General features: G+C 72.5%; 19 protein-coding genes. 10 read left to right on the top strand and 9 right to left on the bottom strand.

What is annotated here, in order from left to right; all coding sequences use genetic code 11:
• Window positions 1-38 precede the first annotated feature (38 nt).
• The 4 genes from ACFV88_RS05085 to ACFV88_RS05070 form a co-directional block, all read right to left on the bottom strand.
• On the bottom strand, window positions 39-884 hold the full coding sequence (locus ACFV88_RS05085) for an alpha/beta fold hydrolase (protein WP_385486159.1): 846 nt from the start codon (window positions 882-884) through the stop codon (window positions 39-41).
• 96 nt (window positions 885-980) lie between these two features.
• Window positions 981-4073 (bottom strand): TerD family protein, encoded by a 3093-nt coding sequence (locus ACFV88_RS05080; RefSeq protein ID WP_385486157.1) that lies wholly within the window; start codon window positions 4071-4073, stop codon window positions 981-983.
• A gap of 15 nt (window positions 4074-4088) precedes the next feature.
• Window positions 4089-4337 (bottom strand): DUF397 domain-containing protein, encoded by a 249-nt coding sequence (locus tag ACFV88_RS05075; RefSeq protein ID WP_385486155.1) that lies wholly within the window; start codon window positions 4335-4337, stop codon window positions 4089-4091.
• Window positions 4334-5146: a helix-turn-helix domain-containing protein gene (locus ACFV88_RS05070; protein ID WP_385486153.1), complete on the bottom strand. Its 813-nt coding sequence runs from the start codon at window positions 5144-5146 to the stop codon at window positions 4334-4336. The genes ACFV88_RS05075 and ACFV88_RS05070 overlap by 4 nt, the downstream gene beginning before the upstream one ends.
• A 95-nt stretch (window positions 5147-5241) precedes the next feature.
• On the opposite strand from ACFV88_RS05070, the gene ACFV88_RS05065 reads away from it, so the two are divergent.
• Window positions 5242-5697, top strand: a complete 456-nt coding sequence (locus tag ACFV88_RS05065) for an ATP-binding protein (protein WP_385486151.1) — start codon at window positions 5242-5244, stop codon at window positions 5695-5697.
• 7 nt (window positions 5698-5704) lie between these two features.
• Here ACFV88_RS05065 and ACFV88_RS05060 read toward each other — a convergent pair whose 3' ends face one another.
• From ACFV88_RS05060 to ACFV88_RS05050, 3 genes are all read right to left on the bottom strand, one after another.
• Window positions 5705-6112, bottom strand: a complete 408-nt coding sequence (locus ACFV88_RS05060; protein ID WP_385486149.1) for a hypothetical protein — start codon at window positions 6110-6112, stop codon at window positions 5705-5707.
• A 49-nt stretch (window positions 6113-6161) separates the two neighbouring features.
• Window positions 6162-7799: an amidohydrolase family protein gene (locus ACFV88_RS05055; RefSeq protein WP_385486147.1), complete on the bottom strand. Its 1638-nt coding sequence runs from the start codon at window positions 7797-7799 to the stop codon at window positions 6162-6164.
• Between the two features lie 76 nt (window positions 7800-7875).
• Window positions 7876-9180, bottom strand: a complete 1305-nt coding sequence (locus ACFV88_RS05050) for an alanine racemase (protein ID WP_385486145.1) — start codon at window positions 9178-9180, stop codon at window positions 7876-7878.
• A gap of 217 nt (window positions 9181-9397) precedes the next feature.
• Here ACFV88_RS05050 and ACFV88_RS05045 point away from each other — a divergent pair, with 217 nt between their 5' ends.
• The 6 genes from ACFV88_RS05045 (at window position 9398) to ACFV88_RS05020 (ending at window position 15924) form a co-directional block, all read left to right on the top strand.
• On the top strand, window positions 9398-10534 hold the full coding sequence (locus ACFV88_RS05045; protein ID WP_385486143.1) for a sugar kinase: 1137 nt from the start codon (window positions 9398-9400) through the stop codon (window positions 10532-10534).
• Entirely contained in the window at window positions 10531-11370 is an 840-nt protein-coding gene (locus ACFV88_RS05040; protein ID WP_385486141.1) for an IclR family transcriptional regulator, read from the top strand. The genes ACFV88_RS05045 and ACFV88_RS05040 overlap by 4 nt, the downstream gene beginning before the upstream one ends.
• Window positions 11367-11777, top strand: a complete 411-nt coding sequence (locus ACFV88_RS05035; protein ID WP_385486139.1) for a RidA family protein — start codon at window positions 11367-11369, stop codon at window positions 11775-11777. Before ACFV88_RS05040 ends, ACFV88_RS05035 begins: the two co-directional genes overlap by 4 nt.
• A 403-nt stretch (window positions 11778-12180) precedes the next feature.
• Window positions 12181-13692 (top strand): GntP family permease, encoded by a 1512-nt coding sequence (locus tag ACFV88_RS05030; RefSeq protein WP_385486137.1) that lies wholly within the window; start codon window positions 12181-12183, stop codon window positions 13690-13692.
• Between the two features lie 98 nt (window positions 13693-13790).
• Complete coding sequence (locus tag ACFV88_RS05025; RefSeq protein WP_385486135.1) at window positions 13791-14477, top strand: hypothetical protein; 687 nt, start codon at window positions 13791-13793, stop codon at window positions 14475-14477.
• Between the two features lie 127 nt (window positions 14478-14604).
• Entirely contained in the window at window positions 14605-15924 is a 1320-nt protein-coding gene (locus ACFV88_RS05020) for an Nramp family divalent metal transporter (RefSeq protein WP_385486133.1), read from the top strand.
• Between the two features lie 37 nt (window positions 15925-15961).
• On the opposite strand, the gene ACFV88_RS05015 is transcribed toward ACFV88_RS05020, so the two are convergent.
• Both ACFV88_RS05015 and ACFV88_RS05010 read right to left on the bottom strand, forming a co-directional pair.
• Window positions 15962-17284 carry a hypothetical protein gene (locus ACFV88_RS05015; RefSeq protein ID WP_385486131.1) on the bottom strand — a complete coding sequence of 441 codons (1323 nt, stop codon included), beginning with the start codon at window positions 17282-17284 and terminating at the stop codon, window positions 15962-15964.
• Window positions 17285-17498: 214 nt separating this feature from the next.
• Window positions 17499-19238 (bottom strand): chitinase, encoded by a 1740-nt coding sequence (locus ACFV88_RS05010; protein ID WP_385486130.1) that lies wholly within the window; start codon window positions 19236-19238, stop codon window positions 17499-17501.
• A 587-nt stretch (window positions 19239-19825) separates the two neighbouring features.
• On the opposite strand from ACFV88_RS05010, the gene ACFV88_RS05005 reads away from it, so the two are divergent.
• The 3 genes from ACFV88_RS05005 to ACFV88_RS04995 all read left to right on the top strand — a co-directional run bounded on the left by ACFV88_RS05005 (window position 19826) and on the right by ACFV88_RS04995 (window position 23304).
• The gene (locus tag ACFV88_RS05005) at window positions 19826-20863 is read left to right on the top strand and encodes a hypothetical protein (RefSeq protein WP_385486724.1); all 1038 of its coding nucleotides are present in this window, start codon (window positions 19826-19828) and stop codon (window positions 20861-20863) included.
• A 91-nt stretch (window positions 20864-20954) separates the two neighbouring features.
• Complete coding sequence (cpaB, locus tag ACFV88_RS05000; protein WP_385486128.1) at window positions 20955-21659, top strand: Flp pilus assembly protein CpaB; 705 nt, start codon at window positions 20955-20957, stop codon at window positions 21657-21659.
• A 10-nt stretch (window positions 21660-21669) separates the two neighbouring features.
• On the top strand, window positions 21670-23304 hold the full coding sequence (locus ACFV88_RS04995; RefSeq protein WP_385486126.1) for a CpaE family protein: 1635 nt from the start codon (window positions 21670-21672) through the stop codon (window positions 23302-23304).
• The last annotated feature ends 326 nt before the right edge of the window (window positions 23305-23630 follow it).

Below are 23630 nucleotides of genomic sequence, written 5' to 3'. Positions count from 1 at the left end.
CTGACCGCTGACCGCTGACGCAGGCCGCTCGCCGGCGGTCAGTGACGCTGGGTCGCGCCTCCCTCCTCCGGGGGCGCGACCCTGCGTTCGGCCAACTCCCCGAACAGCGCCCGCAGGCTGGACTCGGCGGGCACGTGGGTGGGCTCGGGCTGTTCGGTCAGTCGGGCGTCGGGCAGCAGCGCGGCCGTCGCACGGACCGCCTCGAACGGCACCTGCTCGTCCTCGACGGCGTGCCACAGACGGACCGGGCGCCGGACGTCCGCGAGGGTGAACCCCCACGGGCGGCTCTGGAGCCGGACCTCCCGGGCCGGGCCCCGCTGGTGGTGGTCGTCGACCTCGGCGAGGGCGGCGAGCATCGTGGGCGAGGTGGCGAACGCCCCGGCGAAGCGCGGGGCCGCCGCCGCGAAGCTCGCGGCGACCTCGTCGGGCGGACCCTCGCGGTAGAACGCCCAGACCGGCTCGGCGGCCTGCGGGTAGTGGCCGCGCACCGCGTCGTCGCAGACGTACGGGAGTCCGCTGAGCACCCACACCCCGCGCACCCGCTCCCCGAACCCGGCCGCCAGGGCGTACGCGTACGGGGCGCCGGCCGAGATGCCGAGCACGTCGAACGCGTCGACCCCCAGCCGGTCGAGCAGCGGCTCCAGCAGCGTCGCCCACTCGGCGATCCGGGTCATCTCCCGGGGCGGGGTCACCCCGTACCCGGGGCGCTCCACGGCGATGAGGCGCACCCCGGCCGGGCCGGCGAGTTGGTCCCAGACGTGCGGGAGCACCGCCGAGCCGATCAGTCCGTGGTGCAGGACGAGGGGGTGCCCCGCGGGGTCCCCGTACTCGGCCACTCCCCAGGTCGAGCCCCCGCCATCGCTGAGCACTGATCGACGGGGCATGGGTCCTCCACGGGAACGAACGGTTGGTAAGGGTACCCTAAGTCATCTCGCATCCCGGATGGGTCGGCGTGGCCCGGGTCGACAGCTGACGCCGCCTCAACTCTTGCTCACCGTAGGGTGCGCGGTCATCGTCCAGACCCCCTCGACGTGCTCGAACTGGAGCAGCAAGGGTCCGCGGGGGAGCGGCGTGATCGCACTCAGCCCGCCGTCCTCGCTGATCAGGGTGTCGCCTTCGGGGAGTTCGCTCGTTCCCTCGACCTCGTAGCCGCGCAGCAGGGTGTAGGTGCCGCGCCTGGTCTTCACGTCCAGGTGCAGGTCGGCCGCGGGGCCGCTGTAGCGGAGCACTTCGGGCGCCTCCCCGGTCAAGGTGCCGGAGAGTTCACGTGCGGCGGACAGCGGGAGCACCCGTAGGGTCCACGAGCCCTGCGCTTGTATCCGCATCCGCAGCGGCCGGTGCTTGGGCGAGGTCGCCAGCGCGGTGAGCCGCACCTGGGAGAGGCTCGTACTGAAGACGTGGTCCTCCTCGCGGTTCCACCTGCTGAGCGTCATGCACTCGACGTAGCCGTCACCCTCGTGGGAGAACTCCAGCAGCACCGGTCCCGCCGGCACGTTCCGTACGGTGATCACCCGCTCGCCGCGGCCCTCGGTCGCGAAGGGCGTGAAGACCGGACCGTGCAGCCAGCCCCGCACCCCGCCGGTCATGGTGTCCACGGTGGTGCCGGGCGCGTGGTGGCGGGTCGGGACGGGCTCCAGTACGTCCGCCGGCGCGGCGCTCGGCGGACGGACGTTCCTCAGCTCCACGGTCCAGGGGCCGTCCGCCCGGGTGAACTCGACCAGGGCGGGCCCCTCGGGCAGGGGGACGGTCTCCTGGCGCCTGCCGTTCTTGTCGATCAGGGGCCGGCTCGGCGGCAGGTCCCGCCGTCCGCGCACCTCGATCAGGTCCGCGATGAGGTCGTCCTCGCCCTGGTACTGCACGGTGAGGTCGGCCGCGCCCGCCGTGTGCCACAGCACCTCGGGCCCGTTGCCCGTCAGCGGTTCCCCCAGGTGCCGGGCCTCGGTGAGCGGCAACACCCGTAGCTTCCAGCCGTGTTCCGCCTTCAGGGACAGCCGTAGTGGACCGTCGTCGGGCACTTCCGTGAGCACGCGGCCCCGGAAGCCGGGGTGCGTGGAGCTGACCAGCGCCTCGCGCTCGGCGTTGTGGCGGTCCAGCACGTGGAGTCCGGTGTACCCGTTGCCCCGGACGGCCAGCTCCACGATGACGGGGCCCGCGGGGACGCTCGGGGGCACCGTGATGACACTGCTGCGCTGTCCCGTCACGGCGAACGGCGCGAAGACCGGCCCGAACTCCTGCGGCGGCGTGACCGGTGGCGCGGCGGCTGCCGGTGCGGTCGGCAGCTCCCTGACCCGGCGGGGAGCCGGGTCCGCGACGGGCCAGAGCACGTGGTCCAGGGTGGTGGACCAATCGCAGTCGGCCATTGACAAGGCCAGGATCACCGGTCCCCGGTGGAGGGGGACGGTGTCCACCCGTTCACCCGCCTCGTTCAGCAGCAGCTCGGGATGCGGCAGTTCCTCCGCGCCGTCCACTTGGCGGGACCAGAGCACCACGTTCCGCTGCCCGCGGTGGTGGAAGGTGAGGTCAGCCGGACCCGTGGTGTGCACCAGCACCTCCGGGCCGTGGCCCTCACGGGCCTCGTCGAGTCGGCGGGCGTGGGACAGCGGGAGGACGCGCAGCCGCCAGTCGCCGTCCGCGCCCACCCCCAGTGCCAGCGGGCGGTCTGCGGGCACCACCACGAGGAACCGCCCGCGGAAGCCGTCTCCCTGCCACTGATCCAGCAACTCTTCCGCGCTGTAGCCGTGTTCGTTGAGGGTGTGCAGCGAGACCCGCTTCCCGCTCTGCACGATCAGCTCCAGGATCGCGGGCCCCGGCGGTACGTCGGGGGCCACGGTGACCTGGGCGTGGCCCCGGTCCGTCCACATGAAGGGCGTGAACTCGGCGGCTAGCGTCGACGGCACCTCGAACGGACCGGGGAGTTCCGCCCCGGTCGACTCGGCCGCGACGGGAGGCGCGGGGAGGTCCCGGACGGCCGCCGGGTCGTCCACCGCCATGGTCCAACGACCCTCCCCACGGGACAGGTCCACGAGCAGGGGTCCACCCGGCAGCTGTACGGTGCCCCGGTACCCGCCGCTGAACTCGTTGATCAGGCGCTCGTGGTCGGCCAGGCCCGTTCCGTCCACCGGGTGGACGTTGAGGATCACGTCCTCCGTGCTCTGGTGCCGGAGGGTGAGGGCGGTCGGGCCGGTGGTGTGCAACAGGACCTCGGGGCCGTGGCCCTCGCGCGCCTCGCCGAGTCGGCGGGCGTGGGACAGCGGCAGGACGCGCAGCCGCCACAGGCCCTCGGTGTCCACCCGCAGGCGCAAGGGGCCCACGTCCGGCACGGTCGCGAGGAACCGTCCCCGGAAGTCGGGCTCGTAGCTGGAGACGAAGACGAAATCGAGCCGGCCCTGTTCGTCGGTGAGTTCCAGGTCGACGGGTCGGTCGCCCTCGACCGCCAGTTCCAGGAGGACCGGGCCCGGCGGGACGTACGGAGGTACCGTGACGCGTTCCTTGTCGCGGCCCACCACGACGTACGGCGCGAAGTCCGTGCCGAACGTCCACTCCACCGGGTACGCGGCCACCGGGCTCGGTGCGACGCCCGGTTCGGCCACGTCGACGCCGTGGTCCCGGGCCAGCCCCGTCAGTCCGTCCGCGTAACCCTGGCCCACCGCGCGGAACTTCCAGCCGCCGGCGCGACGGTACAACTCCGCGAACACGAGAGCCGTTTCGTCCGCCGCGTCGGTCACCTCGTAGCGGACGACCGAGGTGCCGTCCGGCGCGAACGCCTCCACGGACGGCTCCGTGACGTCCCGGAGGGTGCCGACCTCCGTCGAGCCGACGAGCAGTACGCGGGTGATGTCCGGCTCCACGGTCGGGAGGTCCACCTCCAGCCACTCGGTGCCGTCGTCCTCGCCGGTCAGCCGGACCGCTCCCGACGGATGCTCCGGCTGACCGTGGAACACGATGTCGCCGTCCCCCCGGACGGCTCCCTCGTCGTTCAGCAGCAGCGCCGTCGCGTCCAGTCCGTGCCGTACGGCGATCCGCAACGGCGCGGACGGCAGATACGTGTTCCCACCCTTGACCAAACCCCCCACGGGTTCACCTGTCCCTCACATGCGCATGGTCGCTATGAACAACCCCCAGGATGCCGCCTCGACCTGGAACGTGGGACTGTCGTCACCGAGCTTGGAGTCACGCAGGTGGACGCGGTGCGGGCAGGCCGCGACCTCGACGCAGTCGGCCCCGCTCGACCCGTCGCTGTGCGTCGACTTGTGCCAGTTGAGGGCGACCTCGACGCAGTGCTCGCCGATCGACCCTTGGCTGTACGACGACTTGAACCAGTTGAGTTGCTCGCTCATTGTTCCTCCGCGATCGTTCGGATGAAGTCCATCGACTCATCCATGGTGAGGGATTGGGCGCGAAGCGCGCCGTAGCGCATGTTCATGGGTGCGATTCTCGCGTGATCCGAGGTCAGGAGGTTGATCCCGGAAGACTCGGTGTATCCGTACGTCTCCTCCTCGGCTTCGAAGATGACGAACGAGCCGCCACGTGCTTCGTGGTCCGAACGACTGAACGGGAGCACCTGGAGGGAGACGTTGCGGAGTTGTCCGACCTCCAGCAAGTGGTGCAGCTGTTCCTTCATGATGCCTCGACTACCCAGCGTCCCTCGTAGCGCGGCTTCAAAGATCACGTAGCTGAACCAGACGAGTGGACGTGACTCGCGAAGAATTCGCTGCCGTTCCAGTCTGCGAAGAGTTCGCTCCTCGACGACCTCTTCGTCTACGAGAGGCATCCATGTGGAGAAGAGGTGCCGGCAATAAGCTTCTGTTTGCAGCAGCCCGGGTACGACGAGCGGTTCATACGAGTTGATCACCGTGGCCCTTGCCTCAAGGTCCATGAACTCCATGGTGTGTTGAGTATTTGGTTCGGGAATCAGGTACTTCTGCGCCGCGATCAGGAGCCCTTTGGCCCCGCATAGCTGATCCGCAGTTCTGAGGAGTTGCGCCGTCGGCTTGCGGCGGCCGTTCTCCATCGCCTTCACGTAGTCGATGTGATAGTTCGCCTCGTCGCTCAGCGCTTCCCGAGTGACCGACGAGACCTGGCGCCACAGCTTGATCTGATCGCCACAGTAGCTCCACGAAACGGGTGGTGTCGAAGCGTTGGTCATGGGCATTCCTCTGGCCAGGACAGGGTGGGGTCGTCGCGCGCTGTACCTGCGCGGTCACTTCCGGACGGTAGTACGACTCGACCACGCTGATCCCCATGGATCGTGCAAATCCCCCTCACCCCAGCACTTTTGAGTGGCGCTTCCCGCGAAACCCCCGCACGGTGGGCCTCTCGCGTCACCTCCTCGGCCGGCAACTGCACGCGTGGAAGGTCATGGACGACGTCAGCGACACCACCGTGTTGCTGGTGAGCGAGCTGATGACCAACGCGGTGTGTTACGCCCGGGTGCCGTACGGGCGGGACCTGGTGCTGCGGGCGCAGGTCGTGGACGACACCCTGCGCGTGGAGGTGACCGACGGCAGCGTGGCGATGCCGATCGCGCGCAGCGCCGGGCCGGAGGAGGAATCGGGCCGCGGACTCGCACTGGTGGAGGCGCTGTCGCACAGCTGGGGCGCCTTCCCGCGCCCCTACGGCATCGGCAAGACCGTGTGGTTCGAGATGGAACTGTTCGGCGCCGGGCCCCGAGGTGGGGTGGACCCGGCGGCCGGGTGAGGGGGCGTCACTCCCAGACGACCGACCAGATGGCCGTGCCCTCGGGCACCTTCGGGACCTCGCAGTAGCAGTCGGCGAGGCCGAGGAACACGTCCGCTTCGAATCCGTCGACCCACTGGGCGCAGACTTCCTCCTCGGCGTACGTGCACACGGCTATGCCCTCGGCGGCCAGCGTGCCGCTCGCGGTCTCCGCCGTCCGCGGGTGGAGCTGGACCCGGGTCCAGACGACGTCCTCGCGTTGGTCGATCTCCCGCAGGCGGGCGGCGAGTTCGGCGATCGGAGGGCGGCCGTAGCCCCACTGGTTGGGGCCGATGCACTCCTCGTCGGTGTTGCCCTCGAAGAACTCGTCCAACGTGAGCAGGGGCATCGGGCCGGTCCCGCCCGTGCGTCTTTTGACTTCGCTCGCGGTGATCATGGGACCGGATCGTCGCACGAGGGGCGGCCTCTTGGGGAGAGGTCGATGGTCACCCGTTTGCCGGACGGTAGGCAGGGCCCCGGACCGTGCGGCCCGCGATGACGTCCGTGCGGCGGCCGTCGCGCATGACGAACTTCCCGTCGATGAGGACGTGCGGGATGCCCGTGGGGTAGGCGCGCGGCACCTCGTACGTGGAGCCGGCGGCGACGGTGTCCGCGTCGAACAGGACGAGGTCGGCGCGGTACCCCTCACGGACCGTCCCCCGGTCGGCGAGGCGGAGCCGGGCGGCGGGGCGGGAGGTGAGGTGCGCGACGCACTCCTCCAGGGACAGGACGCCCAACTCGCGTACGTACTTGCCCAGGTACTCGGGGAAGGTCCCGTACGCGCGGGGGTGGGGCTTGGCGCCCTGGAGGATGCCGTCGGAGCCGCCGGTGTGGACCCGGTGGCGCATGATCGTCCGGACGTTCTCCTCGTGGCCGACGTGCTGGAGGATCGTCGCGCCGAGCCGGTCGTCGAGGAGCAGACGGCGGGCGGTGTCCCAGGGGGTTCGACCGGTCGCGGTGGCGGTCTGGAGGATCGTACGGCCGACGTAGTGCGTGTGCGCGGGATCGGTGACGCCGGAGATCTCGATGGTCTCCCACTCGACGGGCACCCCGTGGCAGCCGTCCGAGCCGATCTCCTCCAGGTGGTGGCGGATGCGTTCGGCGGTGGCGTCGTCCCGGAGCCGGTCGAGGGTCGCGTCGGGGCCGCCCTCGCTGGCCCAACTCGGGAGCACGGCGGCCAGGGTGGTGGAGCCGGGGGTGTACGGGTAGGTGTCGAGGGAGATGTCGGCGCCCTCGGCCAGCGCCTTGTCGAGGAGGTCCAGCAGGTCGCCGGCGCGGCCCTTGTTGACGCCGAAGTTCATGGTGGCGTGGGCCAGGTGCAGCGGACAGCCGGCCTCCCGGGTGAGGGCGACCATCTCCTCGTACGCCTGGAGGGCGCCCGCGCCGTAGCTGCGGTGGTGCGGGCAGTAGTAGCCGCCGTGTTCGGCGACCACCCGGCACAGCACGGTGAGTTCGGCGTCCTGGGCGTACATGCCGGGCGTGTAGGTGAGGCCGGAGGACATGCCCACGGCGCCCTCGCGCATCGCCTTGGCGGTCTCGGCGCGCATGAGGTCCAGTTCGGCGGGGGTGGGCGCGCGGTCCTCCCAGCCGACGGCGAGCATCCGGAGGCTGCCCTGCGGGATCAGGTACGCGGCGTTGACGGCGATGCCGCGGTTGCCGTCGGGGTCGGTGTGGGCGCGGTCGAGGCGGTCCAGGTACTCGCCGACCGAGCGCCAGTCGAAGTCGATGTCGGAGCCGTCGCCGTTCCAACCGGCGATGGCCCGGCGGATCGCGGCCAGGGTGGTGTCGTCGACGGGCGCGTAGGACAGCCCGTCCTGACCGATGACCTCCAGGGTGACGCCCTGCGCGGCCTTCGAGGTGTGCGCGGGGTCGCGCAGCAGGGCCAGGTCGGTGTGGGCGTGCATGTCGATGAAGCCGGGCGCCAGGGTGAGCCCGTCGGCGTCCAGGGTCTCCCCGCTGGTGGCGGGGGGTGGGCCGGTGCGGTGGATCTCCGCGATCCGGCCCGCCACGACGCTCACATGGGCCCGGTACGCGGGGACGCCCGTCCCGTCGGCCACACGAGCGTTCTTGATCACCAGGTCCATGCGTTTCCTCCGGGCTCGGGCTAGCGGAAGGTGCAGCGGGATAGAGGGGGCAGAAGGGCTAGAAGCACTGGAAGCGCTAGAAATACGTGCGGATGAAGTCGGTGACCGTGCCGTCCGCCTCGACCAGGGGGATCAGCTGCCACTTGTCGAAGGCGGTGCACGGGTGCGACAGGGCGAGGGAGAGCCAGTCGCCGACCTCCAGGTCGGCCTCGGGCGTGGTGACGAGCCAGCCGTGCTGGTCGGACAGGGCGGTGAGCGTCACCCCGGTCGCCGGGTGTTCGACGCCGTCGCGGTGCACGGTCCGGGTGGCCGGCAGGTCCAGGTCGTAGGCGGCGTCCCGCTTGCCGGCGTTGGTGAACGCCTGCTCCGGGGACGGCCGGGACACCACCTGCGTCCACAGCCGGAACGCCGGGTGCAGGGCGCCCTCCTCGGGGACCCGGTTGAAGGGCGTGACGTGCTCGTAGTGGCCCTCGTCGTGGGAGACGTACGCACCGGAGCGCAGCAGCTTCAGCGCCGGTGCGGAGAGCGCGGGGAGCTCCGCGAAGACGTCGGCGACCGCGTCGAACCAGGCGCTGCCGCCCGCGCTGACCACGATGTCGTCCAGCCCGGCGAAGCGGCCCGCCGCGTCGAAGGCGACGGCGAGCGCGTTCAGCCGGCGCAGCCAGGACCGCACCCGCTCGGGGTCGGCGCCCGGGACCTCGCCCTCGTAGCCGGCGACGCCGACGAGGCGCAGCGTGGAGGTGGCGGCGACGGCGTCCGCGACGGCCGCGCACTCGGCCTCGGTGCGGGCGCCGGTGCGGGCGCCCTCGCCCGCGCCGAGTTCCACCACCACGTCCAGGCGGCGGGCGGAGCCGGTCAGGGCCCGGTCCATCTGCTGCACGCCGCGCACCGAGTCGACGTAACACAGGAACCGGAAGTCGGGGTCGGCCGCGAGTTCGGCGGCCAGCCAGCGCAGGGCGGCCGGGTCGACGAGTTCGTTGGCGAGGAAGATCCGCTGCACGCCGAACGCGCGGGCCACCCGGACCTGGTGGGGGAGCGCCAGGGTGACGCCCCAGGCGCCGCGCTCGATCTGCCGGGCGAAGAGCTGCGGGGCCATGGAGGTCTTGCCGTGCGGGGCGAAGGCCAGGCCGTGGCGCTCGGCGTACTGCTCCATCAGCGCGAGGTTGTGCTCCAGGCGCTCGGCGGACAGCGCCAGGACCGGGGTGGTGAAACCGCCGGTGAACAGGTTGCGCCGCTGGGCCGCGAGGGCGCCGACGGTCAGGCCCTCGGCGTCCGGGGGCAGCCCCTTGAAGCGGTGGTCGACGCGTTCGGCGGCGAGTGCGGCCAGGGCGGCGGCGCGCTGCGGGGTCGCGGTCTGCTCGTCGTCGTTGACGGCGGCCATGGGAGCCTCCCGGGGTCGGGGCGAGGGTGCCTGGGGGTCTGCGACTTCCAGTGTGCGTTTTGCAACATGTGCAACACTCATTGCGTATGTCGCACGTAGCTGTCTAACATCCGAGCCGACGCCGGGTCAACGGAGCCCACCGGCCGATCGCCCGCCCCCCGACCGGTCCCACGGTCGGCCGACCACGAGCCGACGACCAGTGAGGAGCCCCACCGCCGTGACCGCATCCGGAGCCGCCACGCCCCGCGCCACCCCCGCCCCCGACGCCCCCCTGCGGTCGGACGGCGACCGGCGCGGCGACCGGCCGGACGCCGTCACCCTCGGGGAGTCGATGGTCACCTTCCTGCCCTCCGAGCCCGGCCCGCTGGAGGACGTCCCCTCCTTCGCCCGCGGCATCGGCGGCGCCGAGTCCAACGTGGCCTGCTCCCTCGCCCGCGCCGGCCACCACGTGCGCTGGATCAGCCGGGTCGGCGAGGACGGCTTCGGCGCCCACCTCGTCCGCGCCATCGGGGAACACGGCGTCGACACCAGCGGGGTCCGCCGCGACGAACACCGACCCACCGGGATCTACTTCCGCACCGCCGGGGAACGCGCCGTGCGCAAGGGCGAGGCACCCGGCGCGGACGGCGCCCCCCTCGCCGAGGTCGTCTACTACCGCGCCGGCTCCGCCGCCTCCGCGATGTCCCCCACCACCATGGACCTGCCCGCGCTGCTCGCCGGCCGCGTGCTGCACCTGTCCGGGATCACCGCCGCGCTCTCCGCCGACTGCCTCGCCCTGCTGGAAGAGCTGACCGGCCCCCGCGAGGACCGCCCGCTGCTCTCCTTCGACGTCAACTACCGCGTCAACCTGTGGCGCGACCACGAGCGCGCCGGCCGGGTGCTGCTGTCCCTGGCCCGCTCCTGCGACCTGGTGTTCGTCGGCGAGGACGAGGCCGCCGTCGCCTGGGGCGTCACCGGCGGGCCCGCCGCCATCCGGGCCGCCCTCCCCGAACCCGACCTCGTCGTCGTCAAGCAGGGCGCCCACGGAGCCGTCGCGCTCGCCGCCGACGGCACCCGCACCTTCGTCCCCGCCCTCACCGTCGACGTGGTCGCCCCGGTCGGCGCCGGCGACGCCTTCGCCGCCGGGTTCCTCTCCGCCACCCTGCGCGGGCTCCCCGTCCGCGACCGGCTCCGGCACGGCCACCTGATGGCCGCCGCCGCCCTCACCGTCCCCGGCGACCTCGCCGTGCCCCCGACCCGGGAACGCGCCGACCACCTGGCCGCACTCGACGACGCCGGGTGGGGGAGACTGCGACTCGGCCCCGGCTGGACCGACGCCGACCCCAGGGCCCAGGAGGAGGTACCCACCAGATGAGCCAGACCGTCGACCGAGCGCTGTCGATCCTGCCGCTGCTCGCGGAAGGCCCCGCCGACCTCGGCAAGGTCGCCGAACGCCTCGGCGTCCACAAGTCCACCGCCCTGCGGCTGCTGCGCACCCTCCACGAACACGGACTCGTCTACCGGCAGTCCGACCAGCGCTACCGGCTCGGCGCCCGGCTCTTCGCCCTCGCCCAGGAAGCCGTCGAGAACCTCGACGTGCGCGAGATCGCCCACCCGCACCTCGTCGCCCTCAACGAGAAGATCGGCCACACCGTCCACCTGGCCGTCTACGAGGAGAACGAGGTCCTCTACATCGACAAGGTGGAGAGCCGCTACCCCGTCCGCATGTACTCGCGGATCGGCAAGCCCGTCGCGATCACCGTCGCCGCCGTCGCCAAGCTGCTCCTCGCCGACCTCCCCGAAGCCGAGCGGCGCGCCATCGCCGAACGGCTCGACTACCCCATGTACACGTCCCGTTCGACGCCGAGCGCCGCCGCGTTCCTCCGGGAACTGGCCGCCGTGCGCGAACAGGGCTGGGCCACCGACCTCGGTGGCCACGAGGAGTCCATCAACTGCATCGGCGCACCCGTGCGCGGCACCGACGGGCGGCTCGTCGCCGCGATGTCGGTGTCCGCGCCGAACGTCGTCGTCACCGCCGACGAACTCCTCACCCTGCTGCCCCTGGTGCGGCGCACCGCCGACGCCATCAGCCGCGAGTACTCCGGCAACCCCCACCCCTCGGGGACGGGGGCGCCCGGTGCCGCCACCCCGGGCCCCGCCACCGGTGGACCCGGGCCGTCCCGTACCACCCCGACCGAGGAACGCCCATGACCGAGAAGACCGCCCTCACCCCCTCCACCCACACCACCCCGCCCGCGAAGTTCTCGCACGGTGTCCGCAAGGGCAACCTCCTCCAGGTCGCCGGCCAGGTCGGCTTCCTGCCCGCCGTCGAGGGCCAGCCCCCGACGCCCGCCGGCCCCACCCTGCGCGAGCAGACCCTCCAGACCTTCGCCAACGTCAAGGCGATCCTGGAGGAGGGCGGCGCCAGCTGGGACGACGTGATGATGGTCCGCGTCTACCTCACGGACGTCGACCACTTCGCCGAGATGAACGAGATCTACAACGCGTACTTCGAGGAGCAGGGCCTGACCGCCCCGCCCGCCGCGCGCACCACCGTGTACGTGGGCCTGCCCAAGGGCCTCCTCATCGAGATCGACGCGCTCGCCGTCCTCGGCTGACCGCTCGATCGTCCACGTCTCGCGTCGAGGGGCCGTCCCGGGCCTGAGTCCCCCGGGGGCAGTCCGCGGCCCCTCGACGCGGCGCCCGCCGTGCGCACGGCGCGCGCCGGCCGGTCCGGGTGCCCCCTCTTGCCACGGGGGCGCCCGGACCGCCACCGCACCACTGTGCCCGCCCGTACCGGGCCCGGTACGTGTTCCGCCAGGACCACCGGGCCCCGGGCTCCCCACGACTCACTGAGGCCCCACCACCGCACTCGTCACGGTGCGACGCCCCCGCAGGGCGCCGTGCCGCGATCCGTCCTGCCCGCAGCGCCGGTGAAGGTGTCCGACGGCCCCTCGTGCGAAGGGGCGAACGGCGTCGTACCCGACCGCCCGGCGCGCAACGGAAGTACGAGGCTCCCTCATGTATCCCCTGGCCGCCCCCACCTCCATAGCCGGGCCCGCGCTCGCCGCGGGCAGCGCCCCCGCCGCCACCGACCCGCCCACCACCGGTCTGCTGGCCCTGATCCCCGGCACCGCCGGACTCCTCACGGTCGCCGCCCTCGGCATCGCCCTGCTGCTGTTCCTGATCATCAAGGTCAGGCTCCAGCCGTTCGTGGCGCTGCTCACCGTCTCCATCGCGGTCGGCCTGGCCGCCGGACTCTCCGTCACCCAACTCTTCGGCACCGTCCAGAAGTCGGACGCCGTCTCGCTCATCGAGTCCGGAATGGGCGGCACCCTCGGCCACGTCGCCATCATCATCGGCCTGGGCACCATGCTCGGCGCCATCCTGGAGGTGTCCGGCGGCGCCGAAGTCCTCGCCTCCCGGCTGCTCGGCCTCTTCGGCGAGAAGCGGGCGCCCCTCGCGATGGGCCTGACCGGCGTCATCTTCGGCATCCCGGTCTTCTTCGACGTCGGCATCTTCGTGCTCGCGCCGATCGTCTACGCGGCGGCCAAGCGGGGCGGCAAGTCGATCCTGCTGTACTGCATGCCGCTGCTCGCGGGCCTGTCGATGACCCACGCCTTCCTGCCGCCGCACCCCGGCCCCGTCGCCGCCGCGGGACTCCTCAAGGTCGACCTCGGGTGGGTCATCCTGATGGGCGTCGTCGTCGGCGTGCCGGCCGTGGTCGCCGCCTGGGGGTACGCCGCGTGGATCGGCAAGCGGCTGTTCGTGCCCGTTCCGCAGGACATGGTCGAGGCGGCCGAGGAGTCGCGGGCCGCGCTCGCCGAGGAACAGCGCGCCTCCGGTACGGTGCCGACCGAGGCGCCCGTCCCGCTCGGCACGGTGCTGTTCATCATCGGCACCCCGCTGGTGCTGATCCTGCTGGCCACCTTCTCGTCCATCGCCTTCGACCCGTCCACCGCCCGTTCGGTGATCGAGTTCTTCGGGCACCCCTTCGTCGCCCTGACGATCGCCCTGCTGATGGCGTACTGGCTGCTCGGCGTGCGCCGCGGCTGGTCCCGCAAGTCCCTGGAGACGGTCTCCACCTCGTCCCTGAAGCCGGTCGGCAACATCCTGCTCGTCGTCGGCGCCGGCGGGGTCTTCGGGGCCGTGCTCAAGGGCAGCGGGGTCGCCCAGGCCCTGTCGGACACGTTCAACGACCTCGGGCTGCCGGTGATCGTGCTCGCCTACCTGATCTCGCTGGTGCTGCGGGTCGCCCAGGGTTCGGCGACCGTGGCGATCGTCACCACCGCGGGCATCGTCTGGCCGCTGATCGAGGCCGGGGACCACTCCCAGCCGTTCGTGGCCCTCGTCATCATGGCCATCTCGGCGGGCTCGATCTTCGCGTCCCACGTCAACGACGGCGGGTTCTGGATCGTCGCCAAGTACTTCGGCATCTCCGAGCGCGACACGCTGAAGTCCTGGACCGTCCTGGAGTCGGTGCTGTCGGTGGCCGGGTTCGCCGTCGCCGCGGTACTCAGCCTGTTCGTCTAGCCACCGGCACCGAAGGAACCGGCCTTTCCGGGCGTGTCCGTCACGATTGGGTACCCCGCTCATGCACGTCACAGGAATCTCGGCCATACTGCGGTGCCGTGGAGCCCATAGGCAAGAACCCCTCGCTCGTCGACGCCGCCGCCATCGACCCGGCGCACGTCCCCGGCCTCGCGACGCCCGTCGCGGTTCCCCAGCCGGGGGTGGTGGACCGCACGGAATCCGGCCCGGACCCGGACCCGGAGTCAGACCCGGAACCGGAAGCCGACGCGGCCTCCCGGGCGGAGGCGGACGACGACTCCTCGGACTCCGACTCCGACTCCGACTCCGCCGACGGTGAGTCCGGTGCGCAGGACGGGCCCGTGTTCGAGGTGTCCGACCGGCGCGGGTCGATCGTGGTGGACGAGACCGGTGTCCGGTTCACGCTGGACGACCAGGCCGCGGAGTGGACCTGGGACGAGATCGGCGCCCTGGAGATCACCACCGGCCGCTTCCCGCGCCGGTTGACGCTCTACGTCCACACCCCGGACCGGCGTTGGTACCCCAACGAGATCCGGGCCTCGTCCCGCGCCGAGCTCACCCGCTGGTCCGAGGAGCTGGACGCGGCGCTGGACGCCTGGTTCGACGACGCGGACGCGGATGACACCACCGAGGCCGAGGACCGCCCGGAGGTGGAGCCCTCGGAGCCCACAGAGCCCACGGACTCCGCGGACGCGACGGACGCGACGGATGCCGAGCCGGCCGCGAAGCCGGGGAAGCCGGGGAAGCCGGCCAAGAAGAAGGACTGAGGCACGGCAGGGGCCGGCTCGGGGAGACCCCGGGCCGGCCCTCGCGCGTCCCGCACGCGGTCGCCGCACCCCGAGCGCGGGGACGGCGGGCCTTGTGGGACGGGGGCGTCTGCGGTTCCTTGGAGGGATGGCCGAGACGACGGACACCCCCACATCCGTGCCGGAAGCCTCCGGTACCCCTCCGCGCAAGTCGAGTTGGCGCCACATCGGACCCGGCATCGTCGTCGCGGCGACCGGCGTCGGCGCCGGCGACCTGGTGGCGACCCTGGTCGCCGGCAGCAACTTCGGATACACCCTGCTCTGGGCGGCGGTCGTCGGCTGCCTGGTCAAGATCTCCCTCGCCGAGGCCGCCGGCCGCTGGCACCTCGCCACCGGACGCACCCTGTTCGACGGGTGGCACAGCCTCGGACGGTGGACCACCGCGTTCTTCGCCGTGTACGTGGTCGTCTGGGGCTTCGTGTACGGGGCCGCCGCGATGGCCTCCAGCGCGCTGCCGTTGCAGGCGCTCTTCCCGGACGGCTGGTCCCTGCGCACCTGGGGGGTGGTGTGCGGACTGGTGGGGCTCGCCTTCGTCTGGTTCAACCGGTACGCCGTGTTCGAGAAGGCCATGACCGTCCTGGTCGGGGTCATGTTCGTGGTGACGGTGTACCTCGCGGCGCGGGTGACCCCGAACCTCGGCGACGCGTTCGCCGGGCTGCTGCCCGTCCTGCCCGACGAGAAGGACGCGGTCCTCAACACGCTCGGCCTGATCGGCGGCGTCGGCGGGACGATCACCCTCGCCGCGTACGGGTACTGGGTCAACGCCAAGGGGTGGACCGGCCCCGGATGGATGAAGGTGATGCGGTTCGACAACCGGGTGGCGTACGCGACCACCGGGGTGTTCGTGATCTCCATGCTGTTCGTGGGCGCCGAACTGTTGCACTCCTCGGGCGTCGCCATCGCCAGCGGCGACCGCGGGCTGCTCGACCTCTCCGAGGTGCTGGAGGACCGCTACGGCACCGCCACCGCCAAGCTGTTCCTCATCGGGTTCTTCGCCACGTCGTTCACCTCGCTGATCGGGGTCTGGCACGGCGTCAGCCTGATGTTCGCGGACTTCGTCGGCCGACTGCGGGAGGGCCCCGCGGGCGGCACCGGCGCGTCGGTGGCCTCCGGCGAACGGCAGCGCTCCTGGGCGTTCCGCGGCTATCTGCTGTGGCTGACGTTCCCGCCGATGGTGCTGCTGTTCCAGGGCCAGCCGTTCCGTCTGGTGATCCTGTACGGGGTGCTGGGCGCCGCGTTCATGCCGTTCCTGTCGCTGACCCTGATCTGGCTGCTCAACTCCTCCCGCACCCCCCGTCAATGGCGCAACGGCCCGCTGAGCAACACGGTGCTCGGGCTCGCCGGGCTGCTGTTCGTGGTGCTGTGCGTCAAGCAGGTGCTCGACCAGCCGTGGGGCGACTTCTTCTGACGGCGCCCCCGGCTTCGGCTGCCCGGGTGGTGGGCGATCAGCGCTGCGCCCACCGCTCGGCACGGGCCCGCAGTTCCGGGTCGGCGTCCGCGAGGAGCCGGGCCACCGCCCGCAGTTCCCCGCTCCCGTCACGTGCCGTCAGCAGGCGTAGCGCGGCGACCCTGACGTGTCGGGGCCGCTCGGGCGCGGCACGCTCCAGGAGCCACTCGGCGGGCAGCCCGCGCGCCCACGGCAGCAGGGCCCTCGTCGTCTCGCGCACCACTCCGGGCGCCGGATCGTCCAACAGACGGCGCAGCCGGTCCCCGTGGGCGAGGTCCAGCTCCCGCAGCCCGGCGACCGCCCGGGCCCGTACCGCCGGCGCCGGGTGGGCGAGCAACGGCCACAGCAGCTCCGCGTCCGCCTGCTGGTGGCCCTCCGCCAGCCCGATCACCGCGCCCGGCGCCAGGTCCGGATCGTCGGGTGCCGCGCACTGCGCCCGGTACCACGTCCAGGGGTCGCCGCCGGCCTGCCGCACCACGTAACGGGCGCAGGCCCGCACCACCGACGAACGGTCGGCGAGGAAGGGCTCCGCCCGCTGCGGTCGGCCCGTACGGCGCAGGGCGGTGACCCCGGCCGAGCGGCAGCGCGGGTTGCGCGCGGACAGCAGCGGTCCGAGGACGGCCTCGTGGGCGTCGGCGGGGTGGAAGACGTCCGGCAGGGCCGCGAGGGCCGCCGTCGCGCACAGGTGCTGGACCACCGGGTCCTCGCCGCGCCGCGCGGCCGTCCGGGCCAGTTCGACGGGGTCCAGCCGCCCGGTCTCCACGGCGAGCCGGTACGCGTACCGCCGTACCCCGGGCTCGGGGGAGCCGAACAGGACGCGGAGCCGGTCGTCGGGCGCCGCGCGCAGCACCCCGTCGAGCAGCCGGAGGCCGAAGGCGCCCCGCTCGCCCCGGCCGACGAGGAACAGCAGCGGCGCCAGGGCGGTGGCCCAGTCGCCGTCGAGGGTCGCCTCCAGGAGCTCCCGGGCACGGGTACGCACCGGTTCCGCCCAGTCCGCGCAGCGGATCACCACCAGGGGCAGCAGGGCGGGCCGGGTCTTCGCGGGGTGCAGGGCGGCGGCCCGGACGCGTCCGTCGCGGTGGCAGAGGGCGAGGGCGAGGCGGGAGTCGTCGAGCAGCGCGGTGCCGGCGTGGAGCAGGGCGGGGCGCTCCCCTCCTGACTGCGGTCCCCCGGGTCCGTACCGGCTGCGCCACCGCACGCCCTCGTCCAGCGCCAACCAGTCGTACGGTCCCGGGTCCGGCAGCGCCTGCGCCAGCGGTACGCCCCGCGCCAGCAGCTCCGCGAGGGCACCTGCGTCGCGGAGGTCCGTCTCCCCACCCATGTCCGTCCCCGTCCCGTGGTCCGGAAGTGATCGTATTCCGGAGGCTTCGGCCGGCGCCGTGGCCGGGGTGGGGACGCACCGCAGCGCCGCCGGGGAACGGCGGCGCTGCGGGCGGGGTTCGCCGTGCAAGTGGGGGTGCACGGCGATCACCCACGGAGGCGGTGTCCCGGGCGGTCACCGGTGTGGGGCCCGGTGACCGCCGACGGTGAGCCCGCTAAGGGAGGCTGCGGACGTGGGGTCCGACCGTGTTGGACCAGGCGTTGCCGGCCGTGGCGTCCCAGTTGATCGACCAGGTCATCGCGCCCCGCAGTGCCGGGTAGGCCCGGGCGGGCTTGAAGGAACCGCAGTTGGTGAGCTTGGTCAGGCAGTCCAGGGCGTTGTTGACGACCGAGGGCGACACGTAACCGCCGCCCGCCGCGCGGGTCGAGGACGGCAGGCCGATGGCCACCTGCGAGGGGTCGAGACCGTTCTCGACCTGGATGCAGGTCAGCGCGGTGAGGAAGTCCACCGTGCCCTGGCTGTAGACCTTGCCGTCGCAGCCCAGCATGGCGCCGCTGTTGTAGTACTGCGTGTTGACGACGGTCAGGATGTCCTTGATGTTGAGCGCCGTCTTGAAGTACTCACCGGAGGTGGACTGCATGTCGATCGTCTGCGGGGCCATCGCGATGATCAGCGAGGAGCCCACCTTCGTCGACAGCGAGCGCAGCGCCTGCGTCATGTAGGTGGCGTTGAGGCCGTTCTCCAGGTCGATGTCGACCCCGTCGAAGCCGTACGACTGCATCAGTGCGTACAGGGAGTCGGCGAAGGCCGTCGCGGAGGCCGCGTCGTTGACCCGGACGGTGCCGAGTTCGCCGCCGACCGAGATGATGACCTTCTTGCCCGCGGCCTGCTTGGCGCGGATGTCGGCCCGGAACTGGGCGTCGGTGTACCCGCCGAGCTGGGCCGAGTTGAGGTTGAAGGTCACGGCGCCCGGCGTGCTGGTGGCGTCGGCGAAGGCCACGGCGATGATGTCGTAGTTGTCGCTGACCTGGGCCAGGGTCTGCACGGTGGCCTGGTTGTTGAAGTTCTGCCAGTAGCCCGTCACGAAGTGTTTGGGCAGCCCGGTGATCGGGCCGTCCTTCGCCGTGCGCCCCTTGACGGGCGGCGTGGACTTGCCGGACTCGCCGGCCGCGTTGGTCGCGGTGACCTGGAAGGTGTACTCGGTGTCCGCGGCGAGGCCGGTGACGACCGCCGAGGCGCCGGAGACGGACTGCACCTTGAGGCCGTCGCGGTAGACGTTGTAGCCGGTCGCGTTGGCGACGGGCTTCCACGACACGTCCAGGGAGCTCTTGGTGGCACCGCCGACCGCGACGTCCGTCGGGGGCACCGGGATGACGGTCTCCTCGCCGCCCCCGCCGCCGTCCGGGCCGAAGACCGAGACGTCGTCGACGAAGTACGCCGCGGCGCCGTACCAGCCGTGGGTGTAGACGTTGACCGAGGTGGTGTTGGCGCCGGTGGTGAAGCTGGTCGTCAGCTGCTTCCAACCGGAGGAGTCGGGCGTCCAGGTCGACACGTCGGTGGTGCCGGTGCCGGTCGCGCCGAGGTAGGCGAGGCCGCCCTGCACCCAGGCGCTCAGGGTGTACCGGGAGTTGGGCTTGACGGCGACGGTCTGGCTACAACGGGCGTTGTCGTGGCCCGCGGGGGTCGCCTTCAGCGCGGCGGCGCCGCTGCGGGCGGGGGTGGCCACGCTGGAGCCGGTGCCGGACGAGCACGTCCAGTTGGCCAGCCCGGACTCGAAGCCCGGGTTCTTGGCGTTGTTGATGTCCGCGGCGGCGGCGTCGGTCGCCAGCCCGGTGAGCGTCAGGGCGGATGCGGCGAGTACCGCGGACAGGGCTCCGGCCCAGGTCCTGCGGGCGGTGCTGTGGGGACGTCTGACACTGCCCGCGAGCGCGGGCGCGGGGGATCGGCGGTGCACTGGCTGCCTCCGGTGGGGTGGTGGCGAAACGAGTAAGCACGGATCACTGAACGCCGGTGTGGGGGCGTGCTGGAACAGGACGAGAACGTGGGGTCCGGGCGGCTGGCTGTCCGACCGGTGTACGTGGCGCATACGAAACGGTGGCCACCGTCGTTGTCCCAAGTTGGTCCAGACCAATCGGGGTTGTCAAGACCTCTGACGACACCCCGTGCCAGGCAAGAATGTCCCAAAGGGCATGCCGTCAAGGGGTGTTATTTCTGGCTTGAGTTCCTCTTAGGGTTGGCTTAGGGGTTGGTGGGCGGCGTGACGGGGGGTCGTGGACGGGTGACCAGGTGTGTCCCGCCCGACGCCCCTGGCAGCCCGTCACCCCCGGCGCCAAGGGGGTTCGCGGCACGGAACCAAGGCCTCCGCTTCACCCTGTGTCGATCGAATTCCTACGTGCCGTGAACTCATCTGATGAGATCGGGTGTTGAGCGGGCCACGCCGTGGATATGGTGCAGATGCAGACAGATGCAGGAGTGGCATCACAGTGGTGCGGTGAGGGCGGTCGTGTGACCACGCCGCCGGGAGGAAGCGGGGGTGTGCGGGTGCCGACCGCCATAGCCGTCACCAGTCCCGACCTGGTGCTGCCCGCCCTGGACCGGCACACGCCGTCCGCGGCCGTGCTGCGCTCCGCCGCGCCCGCCGAACGCAGCCGCGGCGAACGCAGCCGTGGTGAGCGCGCCGCCGGCAGGTCCGCCCGGCAGGGCCGCCCACCGGACGCGTACGGCCTCGAACAGTCCCTGACGGAGATGCACACCCTGATCGAGCACCACGGCCACGTGGTCGTGGTGTGCCCGGCCTCCGCGCCGCCCGCCGTCGTCAGACGGCTGCACACCGTGCGCTCCCTCCTGGAGACCGACCGCATCGCCCTGCTGCGGCCCGACCTGCCGCCGCTTGGCCTCGCCGTCCTCACCCTGCAACTGCGTCAACTCTCCATGTGCGACTTCAGCCCCGGAGTTCTCGCCTCCGCCGCGCGACTGCTCGCCCACTACATCTACGCCGGAGCGCTCCTCGGCTCCGTCGCCCGACTCGACCGGGTGCCCGTCGACCTCAAGACCCACACCAGGTCCTGGGTCCCCGGCTCCCAGTTCGCGGTCCTCGCCACCCCGCAGTCCGAACTCGTCCGGCTCACCGGCGCCCGGGGCGCCCCGCACGGCCCGGCCGCCGACGGCGAAGCCCCCGCCCTCACCGGCCCCGCCTTCGGCACCCACCTGTTCACCGCCGCCGGGCAACTCGCCCCCGACTGGGTCACCGACACCCTCGCCCCCGCCTGGCGGGTCCAGGGCGTCACCGAGACCCGGCTGCCCGCCGAGTCCCCCCACTGGTGGGCCACCGGCAAGGTCGTCGAGTTCGCCGCAGCCATCCCCGACATCTCCGTGCTCTACCAACTCGTCTCCTCGGTCCGCCGCGAACACTGCCGCTGGTGCGGACTCGAACTGATCGGCGACCGCTGCGGATTCTGTTCCGCGCCCCTCGCGCCGGCCCCCGAAGCGACCGGGTCCCCACGGACGGCCACCACCCGGGCGGCCCCCGCACTGCGCAGGCCCACCGCGGCCCGGGCCCTCACCGGCGGCCCCGTGTGAGCCGTACCGCCCGGCCCCGCGGCACCCCGGCCCGGCCCCCGCACCACCACCCCGTCCACACGCCCACGTTCCCGATCGAGGTAGTCCGGCCATGAACTCACGCCAGCGCCGTGGCGTCATCCTGCTGGTCCTCTCGGTACTGTGCGCCCTCGGCGCCTTCGCCGGGGTGCTGGCGGTGATCCGCGACGTGAACTCCAAGGTCGGACCCGAAGTCACCGCGTACCGCTTGAAGGGCGACGTCGCCCCCTACAAGACCCTGACCAGCAGCCAGTTCGAAAAGGTCAGCATGCCGAAGCGGTGGCTCTCCAAGACCGCCGTCACCGACCTGAACGCCATCCGCGGCAAGATCGCCGTCACCCGGCTGCGCGCCGGCTCCCTGCTCCAACACGACATGATCGTCGAACGGCCGGAACTCTCCGCCGGACAGCAGGAGATCGCCATCATGATCGACGCGGCCACCGGCGTCGCCGGGAAGATCACCCCGGGCGCGACCGTCAACATCTACGCCACCTTCGAGAGCGACGACGAGCGGGCCAAGCACCAGTCCAAGGTCATCGTCGAGAACGCCAAGGTCATCGACGTGGGCAAGCTCACCGCCCTCGACCCCGACCGCCGCGACCGGGCCCGCGCCACCAACGAAGCCGTCCCCATCACCTTCGCCCTCGGCACCGCCGACGCCCAACGCATCGCCTACGCCGAGTCCTTCGCCACCCACGTCCGGCTCGCCCTGGTCGCCCCCGGCGGCGCGGACGTCCGGCCCGACGACCGCACGTTCACCCTCGACGAGGACCGCTAGGAGCGCCGCGATGAGCGTCCGTGTGCTGCCCGCCGTGGGGGATCTGGAATCCGCCCGCGCCCTGTCGTCCCTGCTCGGCCAGCTGCCCGACGCCGACCCCGCGATCCCCGTGGCCGATACCACCGCCCTCCTCGACACCCTCGCCCGGCTCGCCGTCGAATCCCTCGACGAACTGCCCGAGGTCGTCCTCGTCCACGAACGCATCGGCCCCGCGCCCGTGCCCGAGCTGATCCGCGAGATCGTCCAACGGTTCCCCTCCGTCGGCGTCCTCCTCATCACCTCCGACACCTCCCACGACGTGCTCACCGCTGCCATGGACTCCGGGGTGCGCGGCATCGTCGGCCTGCCCCTCGACTACGACGCCCTCGCCGAACGCGTCCAGGCCGCCGCGACCTGGGCCACCGGCATGCGGCGCCACCTCGGCAGCGGCGACACCCCCTACGGCGGGCCCGGCGGCACCGTCATCAGCGTCACCGGAGCCAAGGGCGGCGTCGGCACCACCTTCACCGCCGTGCAACTCGCCCTCGCCGCCCGCGCCGGCGGCCACACCGTCGCCCTGGTCGACCTCGACCTCCAGTCCGGGGACGTCGCCTCCTACCTCGACGTCCAGTTCCGCCGCTCCGTCGCCGACCTCGCCGCCATCCACGACATCAACGCCCGCGTCCTGCACGAAGCGCTCTTCTCCCACGAGAGCGGACTCTCGCTGCTGCTCGCCCCCGCCGAGGGCGAACGCGGCGAAGAGGTCACCGACCGGGTCGCCCGCCAGGTCGTCGCCGCCCTGCGCAGCCGCTACGAGGTCGTCGTCATCGACTGCGGCACCCAGATGAGCGCCGCGGGCGCCGCCGCCGTCGAACTCTCCGACCGGGCGCTGCTCCTCGTCACCCCCGACGTGATCGCCATCCGCGCCGCCAAACGGATGGTCCGCCTCTGGGACCGGCTCCAGATCCGCAAGGCCGAGGAGACCACCACCGTCATCAACCGCCACGCCCGCGGCACCGAGATCCAGGCGTCACTGGTGGAACGCGTCACCGGCACGCGGGTCGCCCGCACCAGCGTGCCCGCCCACTTCAAGGAACTCCACGCCGTGGTGGACGCCGGCCGCGTCCACGACCTCGACCACAAGTCCACCGTCAAACAGGCCGTGTGGACCCTCGCCGCGGAACTCGGACTGATGGCCACCGACCCCGCCGACACCGGTCGCCGACGCCGCAGCGGCGGCGACCGCGGCGCGCTGGCCCTGCGCCGCCGCGCGGCCGGCGGCGACCGGGGCGCGGTCACCCTCGAATTCGCCGGCATGTTCCCGCTGCTGCTCGCCGTCATCGCCATCCTGTGGCAGTGCGCGCTGTACGGGTACACCTTCTCGCTCACCGGGAACGCGGCCGACGAGGGCGCCCGGGCCGCGACTGCCGCGGCGGCCTTCGGCGAGGGCGGCGAAGGCGCCTGCGTGGCCGCCGCGAAGCAGCACCTGCCCGCGGCCTGGCAGGGGGCGGACGTGTCCTGCGCCCGGGACGGACTGGTCTGGCGGGCCAGCGTCAGCGCCGAGGTGCCCGTCTTCTTCCCCGGAGTGAGCACCGGGTGGACGGTCGACGCGGAGGCCGGGGCGGCCGTCGAAGGCGACGAAGTCGCCGCGGGCGGTGCCCCGTGACCCCCCGCACGAGCGGGCGCCGCCCCCGGGCCGTGCGCACGAGGGTTCGGCCCGCTGCGCCCGCCCGGACGGGGCCGTCGTCGCCCCCGCCCGCCCGGACGGTGGTGTCGCGCCGTGCGTCTGCCCGCCTCGCGCCGCAGCCCTCCGCGCCCGCCCGGACGGGGGCACGTCGTGGCGGGTCCGTCCGTACGGGGCCGTGGCGTTCCCGGGCCCTGCACACGGGGGTCCGGCCCCCGGCGTCCGCCCGTACGGGGGTGCAGTCGCCCGCGCCCGCCCGGACGGGGCGGAAGCTCCCCGCGCCCGCCCTCGCGCGGGCGCGGCGCACG

Origin of the sequence: Streptomyces sp. NPDC059816 (assembly GCF_042732055.1) — a bacterium.
GTDB lineage: Bacteria > Actinomycetota > Actinomycetes > Streptomycetales > Streptomycetaceae > Streptomyces.
Note: the sequence above shows the minus strand (reverse complement) of the source record. Positions and strands in the feature narration are given on the sequence as shown.

What these genes read in the sequence shown, in the direction of transcription:
- ACFV88_RS05085 (WP_385486159.1), bottom strand. Translation starts at nt 884, where the DNA reads ATGCCCCGTCGATCAGTGCTCAGCGATGGCGGGGGCTCGACCTGGGGA.
- ACFV88_RS05075 (WP_385486155.1), bottom strand. Translation starts at nt 4,337, where the DNA reads ATGAGCGAGCAACTCAACTGGTTCAAGTCGTCGTACAGCCAAGGGTCG.
- ACFV88_RS05070 (WP_385486153.1), bottom strand. Translation starts at nt 5,146, where the DNA reads ATGACCAACGCTTCGACACCACCCGTTTCGTGGAGCTACTGTGGCGAT.
- ACFV88_RS05065 (WP_385486151.1), top strand. Translation starts at nt 5,242, where the DNA reads ATGGATCGTGCAAATCCCCCTCACCCCAGCACTTTTGAGTGGCGCTTC.
- ACFV88_RS05060 (WP_385486149.1), bottom strand. Translation starts at nt 6,112, where the DNA reads ATGATCACCGCGAGCGAAGTCAAAAGACGCACGGGCGGGACCGGCCCG.
- ACFV88_RS05055 (WP_385486147.1), bottom strand. Translation starts at nt 7,799, where the DNA reads ATGGACCTGGTGATCAAGAACGCTCGTGTGGCCGACGGGACGGGCGTC.
- ACFV88_RS05050 (WP_385486145.1), bottom strand. Translation starts at nt 9,180, where the DNA reads ATGGCCGCCGTCAACGACGACGAGCAGACCGCGACCCCGCAGCGCGCC.
- ACFV88_RS05040 (WP_385486141.1), top strand. Translation starts at nt 10,531, where the DNA reads ATGAGCCAGACCGTCGACCGAGCGCTGTCGATCCTGCCGCTGCTCGCG.
- ACFV88_RS05035 (WP_385486139.1), top strand. Translation starts at nt 11,367, where the DNA reads ATGACCGAGAAGACCGCCCTCACCCCCTCCACCCACACCACCCCGCCC.
- ACFV88_RS05030 (WP_385486137.1), top strand. Translation starts at nt 12,181, where the DNA reads ATGTATCCCCTGGCCGCCCCCACCTCCATAGCCGGGCCCGCGCTCGCC.
- ACFV88_RS05020 (WP_385486133.1), top strand. Translation starts at nt 14,605, where the DNA reads ATGGCCGAGACGACGGACACCCCCACATCCGTGCCGGAAGCCTCCGGT.
- ACFV88_RS05015 (WP_385486131.1), bottom strand. Translation starts at nt 17,284, where the DNA reads ATGGGTGGGGAGACGGACCTCCGCGACGCAGGTGCCCTCGCGGAGCTG.
- cpaB (WP_385486128.1), top strand. Translation starts at nt 20,955, where the DNA reads ATGAACTCACGCCAGCGCCGTGGCGTCATCCTGCTGGTCCTCTCGGTA.
- ACFV88_RS04995 (WP_385486126.1), top strand. Translation starts at nt 21,670, where the DNA reads ATGAGCGTCCGTGTGCTGCCCGCCGTGGGGGATCTGGAATCCGCCCGC.